Origin of the sequence: Streptomyces sp. NPDC001137 (assembly GCF_040298885.1) — a bacterium.
Taxonomy (GTDB): Bacteria; Actinomycetota; Actinomycetes; order Streptomycetales; family Streptomycetaceae; genus Streptomyces.
Genome location: NZ_JBEPBA010000013.1, coordinates 170,040 through 182,936, shown reverse-complemented (window position 1 = coordinate 182,936; position 12,897 = coordinate 170,040). Strand labels below are relative to the sequence as shown.

Annotated in this window: 13 protein-coding genes; 5 read left to right on the top strand and 8 right to left on the bottom strand. The window is 69.9% G+C overall.

What is annotated here, in order from left to right:
- Positions 1 to 64: 64 nt before the first annotated feature.
- Complete coding sequence (locus tag ABT254_RS25900) at positions 65 to 817, bottom strand: SDR family oxidoreductase (RefSeq protein ID WP_351474522.1); 753 nt, start codon at positions 815 to 817, stop codon at positions 65 to 67.
- A gap of 97 nt (positions 818 to 914) precedes the next feature.
- On the opposite strand from ABT254_RS25900, the gene ABT254_RS25895 reads away from it, so the two are divergent.
- Both ABT254_RS25895 and ABT254_RS25890 read left to right on the top strand, forming a co-directional pair.
- On the top strand, positions 915 to 1,547 hold the full coding sequence (locus tag ABT254_RS25895; protein ID WP_351474519.1) for a TetR/AcrR family transcriptional regulator: 633 nt from the start codon (positions 915 to 917) through the stop codon (positions 1,545 to 1,547).
- Positions 1,548 to 1,944: 397 nt separating this feature from the next.
- A complete protein-coding gene (locus ABT254_RS25890) occupies positions 1,945 to 3,411 on the top strand; it encodes a sensor histidine kinase (RefSeq protein WP_351474686.1) in 1,467 nt (488 codons plus the stop codon).
- A 179-nt stretch (positions 3,412 to 3,590) separates the two neighbouring features.
- On the opposite strand, the gene ABT254_RS25885 is transcribed toward ABT254_RS25890, so the two are convergent.
- Together ABT254_RS25885 and ABT254_RS25880 are read right to left on the bottom strand one after the other, a co-directional pair.
- On the bottom strand, positions 3,591 to 3,848 hold the full coding sequence (locus tag ABT254_RS25885; RefSeq protein WP_016639615.1) for a WhiB family transcriptional regulator: 258 nt from the start codon (positions 3,846 to 3,848) through the stop codon (positions 3,591 to 3,593).
- A 319-nt stretch (positions 3,849 to 4,167) separates the two neighbouring features.
- Positions 4,168 to 5,136, bottom strand: coding sequence for a diacylglycerol/lipid kinase family protein (locus ABT254_RS25880; RefSeq protein WP_351474517.1), 969 nt, complete (start codon positions 5,134 to 5,136; stop codon positions 4,168 to 4,170).
- Between the two features lie 168 nt (positions 5,137 to 5,304).
- On the opposite strand from ABT254_RS25880, the gene ABT254_RS25875 reads away from it, so the two are divergent.
- The gene (locus tag ABT254_RS25875) at positions 5,305 to 5,754 is read left to right on the top strand and encodes a hypothetical protein (RefSeq protein ID WP_351474514.1); all 450 of its coding nucleotides are present in this window, start codon (positions 5,305 to 5,307) and stop codon (positions 5,752 to 5,754) included.
- A gap of 36 nt (positions 5,755 to 5,790) precedes the next feature.
- Here ABT254_RS25875 and ABT254_RS25870 read toward each other — a convergent pair whose 3' ends face one another.
- The 3 genes from ABT254_RS25870 to ABT254_RS25860 all read right to left on the bottom strand — a co-directional run bounded on the left by ABT254_RS25870 (position 5,791) and on the right by ABT254_RS25860 (position 7,868).
- A complete protein-coding gene (locus ABT254_RS25870) occupies positions 5,791 to 6,927 on the bottom strand; it encodes an RNA polymerase sigma factor SigF (protein ID WP_502972039.1) in 1,137 nt (378 codons plus the stop codon).
- Positions 6,924 to 7,337: an ATP-binding protein gene (locus tag ABT254_RS25865; RefSeq protein ID WP_004925829.1), complete on the bottom strand. Its 414-nt coding sequence runs from the start codon at positions 7,335 to 7,337 to the stop codon at positions 6,924 to 6,926. The genes ABT254_RS25870 and ABT254_RS25865 overlap by 4 nt, the downstream gene beginning before the upstream one ends.
- A 270-nt stretch (positions 7,338 to 7,607) precedes the next feature.
- Complete coding sequence (locus ABT254_RS25860; protein WP_344405347.1) at positions 7,608 to 7,868, bottom strand: UBP-type zinc finger domain-containing protein; 261 nt, start codon at positions 7,866 to 7,868, stop codon at positions 7,608 to 7,610.
- Positions 7,869 to 7,930: 62 nt separating this feature from the next.
- Here ABT254_RS25860 and ABT254_RS25855 point away from each other — a divergent pair, with 62 nt between their 5' ends.
- Entirely contained in the window at positions 7,931 to 9,535 is a 1,605-nt protein-coding gene (locus tag ABT254_RS25855) for a Na+/H+ antiporter (RefSeq protein WP_351474508.1), read from the top strand.
- On the opposite strand, the gene ABT254_RS25850 is transcribed toward ABT254_RS25855, so the two are convergent.
- Both ABT254_RS25850 and ABT254_RS25845 read right to left on the bottom strand, forming a co-directional pair.
- Entirely contained in the window at positions 9,508 to 10,425 is a 918-nt protein-coding gene (locus ABT254_RS25850) for a 1-aminocyclopropane-1-carboxylate deaminase/D-cysteine desulfhydrase (protein WP_351474505.1), read from the bottom strand. The two genes, ABT254_RS25855 and ABT254_RS25850, sit on opposite strands and share 28 nt — an antisense overlap.
- 71 nt (positions 10,426 to 10,496) lie before the next feature.
- Positions 10,497 to 11,087: an N-acetylmuramoyl-L-alanine amidase gene (locus ABT254_RS25845; RefSeq protein WP_351474502.1), complete on the bottom strand. Its 591-nt coding sequence runs from the start codon at positions 11,085 to 11,087 to the stop codon at positions 10,497 to 10,499.
- A gap of 297 nt (positions 11,088 to 11,384) precedes the next feature.
- Here ABT254_RS25845 and ABT254_RS25840 point away from each other — a divergent pair, with 297 nt between their 5' ends.
- The gene (locus tag ABT254_RS25840; RefSeq protein ID WP_351474499.1) at positions 11,385 to 12,791 is read left to right on the top strand and encodes a family 2B encapsulin nanocompartment shell protein; all 1,407 of its coding nucleotides are present in this window, start codon (positions 11,385 to 11,387) and stop codon (positions 12,789 to 12,791) included.
- The last annotated feature ends 106 nt before the right edge of the window (positions 12,792 to 12,897 follow it).

Below are 12,897 nucleotides of genomic sequence, written 5' to 3'. Positions count from 1 at the left end.
GCCTGTGGACGGCCGCCGGCCGAGTCCTGTCCGCGGGCGGCCGCCACCGGCCTCGTAGGAACCCTTACGTCAGCGAACCCCCCGTCGCGTCCACCCAGCTTCCCGTCACCCACCGGCCGGCGTCCGAGGCCAGGAACGCCACCACGTCGGCGACGTCGGCCGGCTCGCCGACCCGGCCCAGCGCGGAGAGCCCCGCCCCCCACTCCCACGCGCCCGGGCTGCCGTGCAGAACCTCGTACGTGTTGTCCGTGTCTATGAGTCCCGGCGCCACCGAGTTCACGGTGATGCCCCGGGGCCCCAGCACCTTGGACAGGTCGCGCGAGAGAACGTCCAGCGCGCCCTTGGTCATCGAGTACGCCATGTTGTGCGGCATCGCGGCGCTCCTGGCCAGCCCCGACGAGATGTTGACGACCCGGCCCCCGTCCCGCAGGCGCGCCGCGCCCTGTTGGACGAGGAAGAACGGCGCCTTCACGTTCACCGCGAAGAGCTTGTCGTACTCCTCCTCGTCCATCTCCTCGATCGGCCGCGACTTCCCGATCCCCGCGTTGTTCACCAGGATGTCCAGCCCGTCCGCATGCCGGTCGAACTCCGCCCACAGGGCGTCCACGTCCCCCGGCAGTCCCAGCTCCACCCCGATCGCGAACGCCGAGCCGCCCGCCGCCTCGATCGCGGCCACTGTCGCCTTCGCCGCCGCCTCGTTCCTCCCGTAATGGACCGCGACCCGAGCCCCCTCGCGCCCCAGCCGCTCGGCGATTCCGCGCCCGATCCCCCTGCTCGCCCCCGTGACGAGTGCGGTCCTGCCAGCAAGCACACCCATGTCGGCGCCCCTCTCACGCAATATCTAGCGGTCGCTACAAAAAGACCGTACAGCAGCCCGCCGACATTTCTCTAGCGCCCCCTATACAATTCACTCCATGGTGGGCAGTGAGGACACGAAGGCAAAGACGCAGGCCGCATCCAAGCCCCGCGGCCGCCCTCGCTCCTTCGACCGCGAGACCGCGCTGGAGAAGGCGGTCATGGCCTTCTGGGAGCACGGATACGAGGCGACCTCCGTCTCAGACCTGACCCGCGTCATGGGCATCGGTGCGCCGAGCCTGTACGCGGCCTTCGGTGACAAGCGTGCGCTGTTCGACGAGGTCGTGACCGTGTACGGCGCCCGCTACGGCTCCTTCGCCGACCGGGCCCTTGCCGAGGAGCCCACCGCCCGCGCGGCCGTGGAGCGGATGCTGCGGGAGGCCGCCGCCGAGTACACGGCCCCCGGCCGACCCCACGGCTGCCTCATCATCCACGCGGCCACGAACTGCACGAGCCCCGAGGTCGAGGCGTCACTGCGCGAGCGGCGCAATGCCAACATCGCCGCCCTCGAGAGTCGTCTGAGGGCCGACATCGCATCGGGGGAGCTGCCGCCCGGCACCGATGCCGCCGCACTCGCCCGGCACACCGGCGCCATCATCCAGGGCATGTCCCAGCAGGCGCGGGACGGCGCGAGCCGTGAGGAGCTGGAGGCGCTCGCGGAAATTGCCATGTCCATCTGGCCCCGCACATGAACCCACACGGGTTAGGCTGCGTGGTGAACGCCAGGGCGTTCGACCAGTCGTAGCAGCCGCAGAACTGACAACAACAAACAGGCTCCAACGCATGGACACAGGTAGTGGTCTAGTCCACAATGCGTAAAGAGCGTGTACGCACGAGCTTCCGTCTTCCCCGCACAGGAAGACGGACGGAGGATCCGGAGCTCTCTGCCCTGACTGCCCCGGCTCCTCATCCTTCGGCCATCCGGGACCGCACACCCCGCGGCCGATATTGCTCCGGGCTGCGGTGCCGGGAGGGTTGAGGGTCCCTCCCAGGCGCCGCGGCCCGCGGGTGTTTCCAGGGCCCGTACGGACCTCCGGTCGTATTTAGGACCTGCACATACCCCCAGGTACGCTCACACACGTGCCCTCCATGAACGAACTGGTCCGCCAGCACACCGCCCTCGACGACTCCGACCTCGAGTGGCTCCATCTGCTGGTCTCGGAGTGGCAGCTGCTGTCCGACCTCTCCTTCGCCGACCTGGTCCTGTGGGTCCCCACCCGCGACGGCACGCGCTATGTCTCCGTCGCCCAGATGCGCCCCAACACCGGCCCCACCTCCTACCAGGACGACATGGTCGGCCACCTCGTCCCACGCGGCCGCCGGCCCATGCTGGACGCGGCGCTGGACGAGGGCCGGATCGTGCGCGAGGGCGACCCCGAGTGGCGCGAGGAGGTCCCCGTCCGGGTCGAGTCGATCCCCGTACGACGGGACGGTCGCGTCCTCGGTGTCATCGCGCGCAACACCAACCTCCTGACCGTACGCACCCCGAGCCGCCTCGAGCTGACGTATCTGCAGAGCGCCTCGGACCTGGCGCAGATGATCGCGGCCGGCTCCTTCCCGTTCGCGAACCAGCAGATGGACATGGATGCCGCGCCGCGCGTCGGCGACGGACTGATCCGCCTCGACGCGGACGGCCTCGTCCAGTACGCCTCCCCGAACGCGCTGTCGGCCTACCACCGCATGGGCCTCGCCTCCGATCTCGTCGGCCAGCACCTCGGCAAGACCACCGCCGAACTCGCCCCGACCCGCGGGCCGGTGGACGAGGCGCTCTCCAAGGTGGCCAGCGGCTGGGCGCCCCGCGAGTTCGAGATCGAGGCCAGGGACGGGGTCATCCAGTTCCGCGCGATCCCGCTCAAGCCCAAGGGCACCCGTATCGGTTCGCTGGTCCTGCTCCGTGACGTCACCGAACTGCGCCGCCGCGAGCGCGAGTTGATCACCAAGGACGCGACCATCCGGGAGATCCACCACCGGGTGAAGAACAACCTCCAGACGGTCGCGGCCCTGCTGCGCCTGCAGGCCCGGCGCATCGAGTCCGACCGTGGCCGGGAGGCCCTGGAGGAGGCCGTCCGCCGCGTGGGATCGATCGCGATCGTGCACGAGACGCTCTCCCAGAACCTGGACGAGCGTGTGGAGTTCGACGAGATCGCCGACCGGGTGCTGGCCATGGTCGCCGAGATCTCGCCGGGCAAGGTCACCGGCCGGCGCAGCGGCCGCTTCGGCATCCTGGACGCCGAAGTGGCCACCCCGCTCTCCATGGTCCTGACGGAAATCCTGCAGAACGCTCTCGAACACGGCTTCCGCGAGGGTGACACCGGCACGGTCGAGGTCTCCGCGGTCCGCGGCGGCACGACAAAGGAGGCCCGCCTGCTGGTCACCGTCCAGGACGACGGCGTCGGTCTGCCCGAGGGCTTCGACCCGCACACCGCCGGCAACCTGGGTCTGCAGATCGTACGGACCCTGGTGGAGGGGGAGTTGGGCGGCACGTTCGACATGGTCCCGGCACCGGAGCGGGGGACCCGGGTGATCCTGGACGTTCCGGTGCGGGCCAACAAGTAGCCCCGTACGGCGGACATCCGTGGACAGCAAGAAGCCCCGGACCGTTCCCAGGTCCGGGGCTGAAATGCTCGTTGCCAGCTTGTGCTGCGCATCGGGGGTACTGCGCGCTGCGGCTCGGGGGCGGGAGATGCGTACTCGCTGTACGCGCCGCCAAGCTCAGGCTGTTGCGGGGCGGGTTGTCAGGCGGAGGCCTGACGGGCCCGGTTGCGGGCGGCACGGCGCTTCATGGCGCGACGCTCGTCCTCGCTGAGACCACCCCAGACGCCGGAGTCCTGGCCGGACTCGAGCGCCCACTGCAGGCACTGCTCCATGACGGGGCAGCGGCGGCAGACGGCCTTGGCTTCCTCGATCTGCAGCAGCGCAGGACCGGTGTTGCCGATGGGGAAGAAGAGCTCGGGGTCTTCCTCGCGGCAAACGGCGTTGTGACGCCAGTCCATGGCTGCTACCTCTCCTTGGTATTACATGCAGGTTGCTTGTGAATGTGAACGCTTTCACGAATCCCTCAACAAGTGAAGGGCCGAGCGCCAGGTTCCCTGGCGAGGTCCTGTGATTTGAAGAGGGGTTCCGGTGATCTGTGGAGGCCGGTGTTGCGGGCCGTCCCGATCGCCACGTAGAGACTCGCAAACCTCAGCGGCGGATACAACCCCTTCCGGAAAGTTTTTTTTGATTCCTCGGTGTCGACTAGGTCACAGCCGTACTTCCATGGGGTGGATCCTGGCCTAAACGTTCGAGTGAAAGGACTTCAGCCCTTTCTGCTCACACAATCACACGCAGTGCACGGCGTACGCCTGTGAACGTCACGCTCGTACGCAGCCCCAGGTGGTCGCCGTCCATCTGGAGGGGGAGGGGCACCTTCGAATGCAAGGTGAACCGGTCCAGGTCGTGCAGGGAGACGACGTTCTTGCCGTGGGGGCCGCGCTCGGGGGACGAAGTGAGCAACTGCGTGGCATACCGGGCAGCCGAGAGCGTGGACATACGGCTGAGACCCAGCAGGTCGAGCCCGGTATCGAACGAGGCCTTAGGTGCCGCGTACACCGGACGATTGCCCAGATACGTCCACGGCGAGGTGTTGCAGATTATCGACAGGACCAGATCGGTCACCGGCTCCTCGCCGGGCCGCTCCAGAGTGATCGACCCGTGCCGCCGGTTGGGTTCCTGCAGGAACTGGCGTGCGACCTGTCGCAGATACAGGGCGTGGGTGGATTTCCGGCCCTGCTCGCGCTGCTGCTCGACCCGCCCCACCACGCCCGCGTCGAAGCCGAGCCCCGCGCAGAAGGTGAACCAGCGGGAGGGCACCGCCTCGTCCTCGGTGCCCGGCGTGCCTTCGGCCAGGCCCATGCCGACCGTACGTTCGCTGCCCTCGCGCAGGGCGTCCAGCAGTGCACCGGTCGCCTCGACGGCGTCGTTGGGCAGGCCCAGGGCGCGGGCGAAGACGTTGGTGGAGCCGCCGGGGACCACGGCGAGACGGGGGAGGCCCTCCGGGGCGGGCCCCGCGTGCAGCAGGCCGTTGACCACCTCGTTGACCGTGCCGTCGCCGCCGAGCGCCACGACCAGGTCGATGTCCTCGCTCTCCGCCGCCTGCCGGCCGAGGTCGCGCGCGTGCCCGCGGTACTCGGTGGTGACCGTCTCGAGCTTCATCTCGCTCGCCAGGGCGTGGATCAGGACATCGCGCGTACGTGCGCTTGTGGTGGTTGCTGCCGGATTGGCCACGAGAAGTGCACGCATGGGTTGCAGCGTACCTACTGGGAAGTACCGGGCACAGGTCGAGGTAGGGATCAGGTAAGAGGTGCGGGAGTGAGGATCACCACGGGGTGGTGTCTCAACCTCGCCGTGGCGGTCCGCGTCCCACGGGCTCGCCATGGAGGCGCACGTCCCCAGGGCTACCCTTCAGGGGTGACCAGTGAGCAGACCCCCGCCACCGAGGAAAAGGCCGGCCCCCGTCCGCGCCGCCTGACGTACGCCGCGGCGCTCGCCGCGCTGGAGGGGTTCGCGCTGGCCGTCGGAGGCGTCTGGATGCTCGTGGAGGGCCTCACGGGCGCCCCGGACGACCGCCGGTCCGCCGTCACCGGCGGTATCACCCTGGTCGTCCTCGCCCTGCTGCCGCTGCTGGCCGCGCGGGGGCTGCTCAAGCAGAAGAGCTGGAGCCGGGGCCCGGCGGTGATCACGCAGATCATGGCGCTGCCGGTGGCCTACAACCTGCTCCAGGCCGACAGCGTGGCGATCCCGGCGGGCATCGTGCTGGCCGTCGTGGCCGTCGCGGCGCTGGTCCTGCTGGTCAATCCGGCGACGACCCAGGCCCTCGGGATCAAGGGTCCGGGCCGTGCACAGGACGGCAAGCGGTAGTCCTACGTGCCGCAGTCGCCGCAGGGCGACGGGCTCCTACTCCTCCACCAGGAGCTTCTCCCGCAGCTGAGCGAGTGTGCGGGCCAGCAGGCGGGACACGTGCATCTGTGAGATGCCGACTTCCTGGGCGATCTGCGACTGGGTCATGTTGCCGAAGAAACGCAGCAGCAGGATCCGCTTCTCCCGGGGCGGGAGGTCCTCCAGGAGCGGCTTGAGCGACTCGCGGTACTCGACGCCCTCCAGGGCCTCGTCCTCGGCGCCCAGGGTGTCGGCCACCGCCGGGGACTCGTCGTCCGTGTCGGGGACGTCCAGGGACAGTGTGGAGTACGCGTTGGCGGACTCCAGGCCCTCCAGGACCTCCTCCTCGGAGATCGCCAGCTTCTCGGCGAGCTCGTGGACCGTGGGGGAGCGGCCGTGCTGCTGGGAGAGCTCCGCGGTCGCCGTGGTGAGTGCCAGGCGCAGCTCCTGCAGGCGGCGGGGCACGCGCACCGCCCAGCCCTTGTCACGGAAGTGCCGCTTGATCTCGCCGACGACCGTCGGGGTCGCGTACGTCGAGAACTCGACGCCGCGCTCCGGGTCGAAGCGGTCGACGGACTTGATCAGGCCGATGGTGGCGACCTGTGTGAGGTCGTCCAGCGGCTCGCCGCGGTTGCGGAAGCGGCGCGCGAGATGCTCGACGAGCGGCAGGTGCATACGGACCAGCTTGTTGCGCAGCTCCGCGTACTCCGGACTGCCATCCTTCAGGCTGCGCAGCTCGATGAACATCGCGCGCGCCCCGCTGCGGTCCTGTGCGTCGTGCTGCGTGGCCTGCTGCACGCTCTGCGCGTCCTGCCCCTCGCCCTCGGCGTTTCGCTCGTGCTCGCTCATCGTCCCGCCCGTCGCCCTTCTCCGAGCCCTCGCCTCTGCTCGGACCGGGGTGACCCCGTTCCGTCCGTCCAGAGGCGTGCTCTGCACGGCACCTTCCCGATCCCGCTGCCCGTCGTCCGGGAAGCCGGCCGCCGCTGCGCTGTCGGCCTCGTCCTCCGGATGCGGCCGGGCCTGCTCGGGGATGCCGTCGATGCCGTCGGCGCCGCCCACGGAGTCCCCGATGCGTCGGGACCCGTCTGCGCCCTCGGCCGGCAGCTCTCGTGTGCCGCGCTCTTCGTCACGCACCGGCCCGTCCCCTGTCCTCACGCCGGCCCGGGTCCCGCGCCGCGCTGTTTGTAGAGGCTGATCGAAACGGTTTTGTCCTCGTCCACGGCGGAGGAGACCTTGCCCGCGAGTGCGGACAGGACGGTCCAGGCGAAGGTGTCCCGCGAGGGGGCGTGGCCGTCCGTGGTCGGAGCCGAGACGGTGACCTCGAGCGAGTCGTCGACGAGCCGGAAGACGCAGCTCAGCACCGAGCCGGGCACGGCCTGCTGGAGCAGGATCGCGCAGGCCTCGTCCACCGCGATGCGAAGGTCCTCGATCTCGTCGAGGGTGAAGTCCAAACGGGCCGCGAGGCCGGCAGTCGCCGTACGCAGCACCGACAGGTAGGCACCCGCAGCCGGCAGCCGGACTTCCACGAAGTCCTGGGTCGCGGGCTCGCCTGCGATCTGGGACACCCTCACCTCCAAGGTGGTACAAGCTTCTCGGGGCCGAGGGTTGCCCCCCGGGATAACGCGATGTGTGGTTCAGCGGTGACGCTATCGCGCTCTCAAGTTTCCCGTCCCCGGGACCCCGACCCCTTGCCGTCACTCACAGTAAAACTGTGGACACGCTCCGTGTCTAGGGGTCTGCGGCTCCAATTGGGAAGAACGCGCGCCGGGTTGACGTACCCAGACGTCAGACGGTCGAACCGTCCGGATCGTGGGTCGTCCCCCGGCTGTCCAGGGTCACACGAGAACGTGGTCCACGAAGCACCAACGCCAGTTCTCGCCGGGCTCGAATGTGCGCATGATCGGGTGGCCGGAGTCCTTGTGGTGCTCTGTCGCATGCCGGCCGGGCGAGGAGTCGCAGCAGCCGACGTGGCCGCAGGTGAGGCACAGCCGCAGCTGTACCGGGTGTGTGCCCGCTGCCAGACACTCCGGACATGTCTCGGTCACCGGACCGGGTTCCGGATCCGGCAGCGCGTCGGCGTGCGTGCACTGTTTCATGATTGCCAGATTACGACGGGCGTGCGGATGACCGCGCGGAAAAACGAGGGCGGGCGAGAACGATGGACGTGATGCCACTGCTGTTGCTGGTGGCGGGGAGCGCCGCGATCGCCGCGGTGGCCCGGCGCACCCCGGTGCCGGCCCCGCTGCTGCTCGTCGCGGTCGGGCTCGCCGTCTCGTACGTCCCAGGCGTCCCGGACTACACCCTCGACCCGGACATCGTGCTGCCCCTGGTGCTCCCCCCGCTGCTGCACAAGGAGGCCGTCGAGAGCTCGTACCTCGATCTGCGGGCGACGATGCGGCCGGTCGCCCTGCTGTCGGTGGGCTACGTGCTGTTCGCGACCTTCGTCGTGGGCTGGGTCGCCTATCTCGTCGTGCCGGGACTGCCCCTGCCCGCGGCGCTGGTGCTGGGCGCGGTGGTGGCGCCCACGGACGCGGTCGCCGCGGCGGCGGTCGCCCGCCGGGTCGGGCTGCCCTCCCGGATCACCACGATCCTCCAGGGTGAGTCCCTGCTGAACGACGCGACCGCGATCACCGCTTACCGGGTGGCCGTCGCGGCCGCCGTCGGGGAGGGCGCCTCCTGGATCGGCGGGATCGGCGAGTTCCTGCTGGCGGCGGTCGGCGGCGTGGTGGTGGGGCTGGTGCTGATGCTCCCGATCCACTGGCTGCGCACGCACATCAAGGAGGCGCTGCTGCAGAACACCATGTCCCTGCTGATCCCGTTCGTCGCCTACGCCGTCGCCGAGCAGGTGCACGCCTCCGGCGTCCTCGCGGTCGTGGTCGTCGCCCTCTACCTCGGGCACCGCGCGTGGGAGGTCGACTTCGCCACCCGCCTCCAGGAGGAGGCGGTGTGGAAGGTGGTCGCGTTCGTCCTGGAGTCGGCGGTGTTCGCCCTCATCGGCCTGCAGCTGCCCGTGGTCCTCAAGGGGCTCGGCGAGTACGAGGGCGTGGACGCCGCCTGGTACGCGGTCGCCGTCTTCCTGGTGGTCGTCGTGACCCGGTTCGTGTGGGTGTATCCGGGGACGTTCGTGCCGCGCATGCTGTCCGCGCGGATCAGGGAACGCGAGGACAACCCCACCTGGAGAGGGCCGATCGTCACCTCCTGGGCCGCGATGCGCGGCGTCGTCTCCCTCGCCATCGCCTTCTCGATCCCGCTCACCGTGCACGGCGGCGGCCCCTTCCCGCAACGCAACCTCATCCTCTTCCTGACCTTCACGACGGTCATCGGGACCCTGGTGGTGCAGGGCCTCACCCTGGCGCCGGTGATCCGTCTGCTGCGGTTCCCCGGCCGGGACGCACAGGCCGAGACCCTCGCCGAGGCCAACGCCCAGGCGCAGGCATCCCGCGTCGCCGAGCAGCGCCTCGACGAACTCCTCACCGACGAGCGCAACGCGCTCCCGCCACCCCTCGCCGACCGTCTCCGGCAGGTCCTGGAGCGCCGCCGCAACGCCGTCTGGGAACGGCTCGGCCAGACCAACCCCGTCACCGGCGAATCCGTCGACGACACCTACCGCCGGCTGTCCCGGGAGATGATCGGCGCCGAGCGCGCGATGTTCGTCAGGCTGCGGGACGGCCGCTACATCGACGACGAGATGCTGCGGACGTTGCTGCGCAGGCTGGACCTGGAGGAGGCGGCGGCCTACCGGGAGACGGTGGAGGGCTCCTGAGGGAAGGGCCGTCCGGTGACGACGGCCGCCACCGTCGTTCCGCGCGCGAAGGCGCCCTCCTGCGCGAGGGCGACAAGTCCGTACAGCAACTTGGCGACATAGAGACGCTCGACCGGCACCCCGTGACGCTCCTCGAAGTCCTCGGCGAAGGCGTCGAGTTCGCCGGGCACGCGCGCGTAGCCGCCGAAGTGGAAGCGGTCGTCGAGGGCCCATTCCCCGCACCGGCCGCCGAAAGCGCGCTCCTGGAGTTCCTGTATGTCGGCGGAGAGGAAGCCGCCCTTGAGGACGGGAACGCCGAGCGCGCGCTGACCGGGCGCCAGGCCCGCGGCCAGCCCGGCCAGCGTTCCGCCGGTACCGCACGCGATGCCGACGACATCCGCCCGCCCGCGCAGCTCTTCGCCGAGGGCCCGGCAGCCGCGCACGGCTTCGGCATTGCTGCCGCCCTCCGGGACGACATACGCGCCCTCCGCGCCGGCCGTGCGCAGCACGCGCGCGAGGACCTCCGGTTCGGTCTTGCGGCGGTACGTCGACCTGTCGACGAAGTGCAGCCGCATCCCGTCGGCCGCGCACCGCGCCAGGGAGGGGTTGAGGGGTCGGTCGGCCAGCTCCTGGCCGCGGACCACGCCGACGGTCGGCAGCCCGAGGAGGCGGCCCGCGGCGGCCGTCGCACGCAGATGGTTGGAGTACGCGCCGCCGAAGGTGACGACGGTGCGGCCGGTCGCGGCGGCGAGATTGGGCGCCAGCTTGCGCCACTTGTTGCCGATGAGCTCGGGGTGGATGAGGTCGTCCCGCTTGAGGAGCAGGCGGAGGCCGCGCTGGGCGAAACGGTCGTCCTCGATGTCCTGCAAGGGTGAGGGCAGCTGGGGGTGCAGGTTGCCGAGGCTGATCACGACTCCATTGTGACCGGAGACGTTGCCAGGGGCCGGGTGTCGCTCGCCCGCGCCGGCGGGGTGCCGCCCTGTCACTTCAGCCGTTCGCGGATCCGCCCCCTCAGCCAGTCCATCGTGAACCCCCGCGGATCCACCTTCCCGGGCTGCCACTCCAAGTGGCCGATCACCGACCGTTCCGTCCACCCGTGGTGCCGGCACACCGCCGCCGCGGCCTTCTCGATGGCGTCCAGCTGGGCCGCGGGCCAGGGGTCCTCGCCGTCGCCGAGGTTCTCGCACTCGAAGCCGTAGAAGTGGCGGTTGCCGTCGGTGTTCGCCTCGTTGTCCGGCGGGAGCGCCTTCTCGGCGATCACCGCACGCAGCACGTCGTCGTCACCGAGCCCCGCGTGGTTGGCGCGGCCGTAGCCGACCAGATGGATCGTGCCGTCCTTGGTGATGACGCCGTGACAGAGGGGGCCGGGCAGGCCGGCGTAGCCGTCACGGCAGATCTCGACGGTGCGTTCGCTGCCGCTGGTGACGGTGTGGTGGATCATCACGCCGTGCACCGGGCCCCAGGGTCCCTTGTGGTTGCGGTTGTGATGTTCCCAGTCGCCCACCTCGACGACGGTGAGGCCCTCCGCCCTGAGGTCGTCGAGGAAACTGCTCGCGGACATGGGTGAGGCCATGACCGCCTCCTTCTTACCCGTGCCGACGGCCGCCCGGCGCGACCGCCTGTACAGGGGGTTGTACCTAAAGTGATGGTGCGGTCACACCTCGTGTTCGCGGTGGGGGAGTGGATCCGGCCATTCCGTACGCGCCCGGCTGCTGGACAGGATCCCCATTTGTGCCCAGCCGGCGGTGATCCATTCCCGCTCTTTCGGGTAATAGCACAGACACGTTCCGTGATGGAAGGCTTGCCCGCGGAGATCGACGCAGCGGCGCACACAGGCGCCGGCTGCGAGAGCGGGGAGGGCAATTCTCATATGTCGGTAGGCGAAGAGGTCCGTTCGGAGCAGGGCAAGCCGCAGCAGAGCCTCGGCACCGCTGCCGCGCGGAACCTGGCCACGACGACCAAGTCGGCACCCCAGATGCAGGAGATCAGCTCGCGCTGGCTGCTGCGCACGCTGCCATGGGTGAACGTCCAGGGCGGTACGTACCGGGTGAACAGGCGACTGACCTACGCAGTGGGGGACGGCCGTATCACGTTCGTGAAGACCGGCGACCGGGTCGAGGTCATCCCGGCGGAGCTGGGTGAACTTCCCGCGCTGCGGTCGTACGAGGACGAGGAGGTGCTCGCGGAGCTCGCCCAGCGCTGCCGGCAGCAGGAGTTCGCGCCGGGCTCCCTGATCGCCTCGTTCGGCAGCCGGACCGACGAGGTGTATCTGCTGGCGCACGGCAGGGTCGAGAAGGTCGGCACGGGCCCGTACGGCGACGACGCGGTCCTCGGGGTGCTCGCCGACGGCGCCTACTTCGGTGACGCGGCGCTGCTCGACCCGGACGCCATCTGGGAGTACACGGCCCGCGCGGACACCGCGTGCACGGTGCTGACCCTCTCCCGTCAGGACGTCGAACTGGTCGCGGAGCGCAGCGACTCCCTGCGCGAGTACCTCCAGCGGCAGCGCGCGATCCCGGAGCAGCACACCAACAAGTACGGCGAGAAGGCCGTCGACCTCGCCGCCGGCCACAGCGGCGAGCCGGACATCCCGCACACCTTCGTGGACTACGAGGCCAGGCCCCGCGAGTACGAACTGAGCATCGCCCAGACGGTGCTGCGCATCCACTCGCGCGTGGCCGACCTCTACAACCAGCCGATGAACCAGACCGAGCAGCAACTCAGGCTCACCGTGGAGGCGTTGAAGGAGCGCCAGGAGCACGAGCTGGTCAACAACCGCGAGTTCGGACTGCTGCACAACTGCGAGTACGACCAGCGGCTCCAGCCGCACGACGGCGTGCCCAGCCCCGACGACCTGGACGAGCTGCTCAGCCGGCGGCGCGGTACCAAGCTGCTGCTCGCCCACCCGCGCGCGATCTCCGCGATCGGCCGCGAGCTCAACAAGCGCGGCCTCGTCCCGGAGACGATCGAGGTGGCCGGCAACCGCATCCCGACCTGGCGCGGTGTGCCGATCTACCCGTGCAACAAGATCCCGGTCTCCGAGGCCCGTACGAGCTCGATCATCGCCATGCGTACCGGCGAGGCCGAGCAGGGCGTCATCGGACTGCAGCAGGCCGGCATCCCGGACGAGATCGAGCCGAGCCTGTCCGTGCGCTTCATGGGCATCAACGAACAGGCGATCATCAAGTACCTGGTGACGGCGTACTACTCGGCCGCGGTTCTGGTGCCGGACGCGCTCGGTGTGCTGGAGAACGTCGAGATCGGCCGGTGGCGGTGACGTTTCTGCACCTGGGAGCCGTGTCCCCGCCCCGTGGGGCGGGTACACCCCGGTCGTACGCGCCCAGCCACAGCGGAAGCGCCACCGTCCGCGGACTGACCGAGGG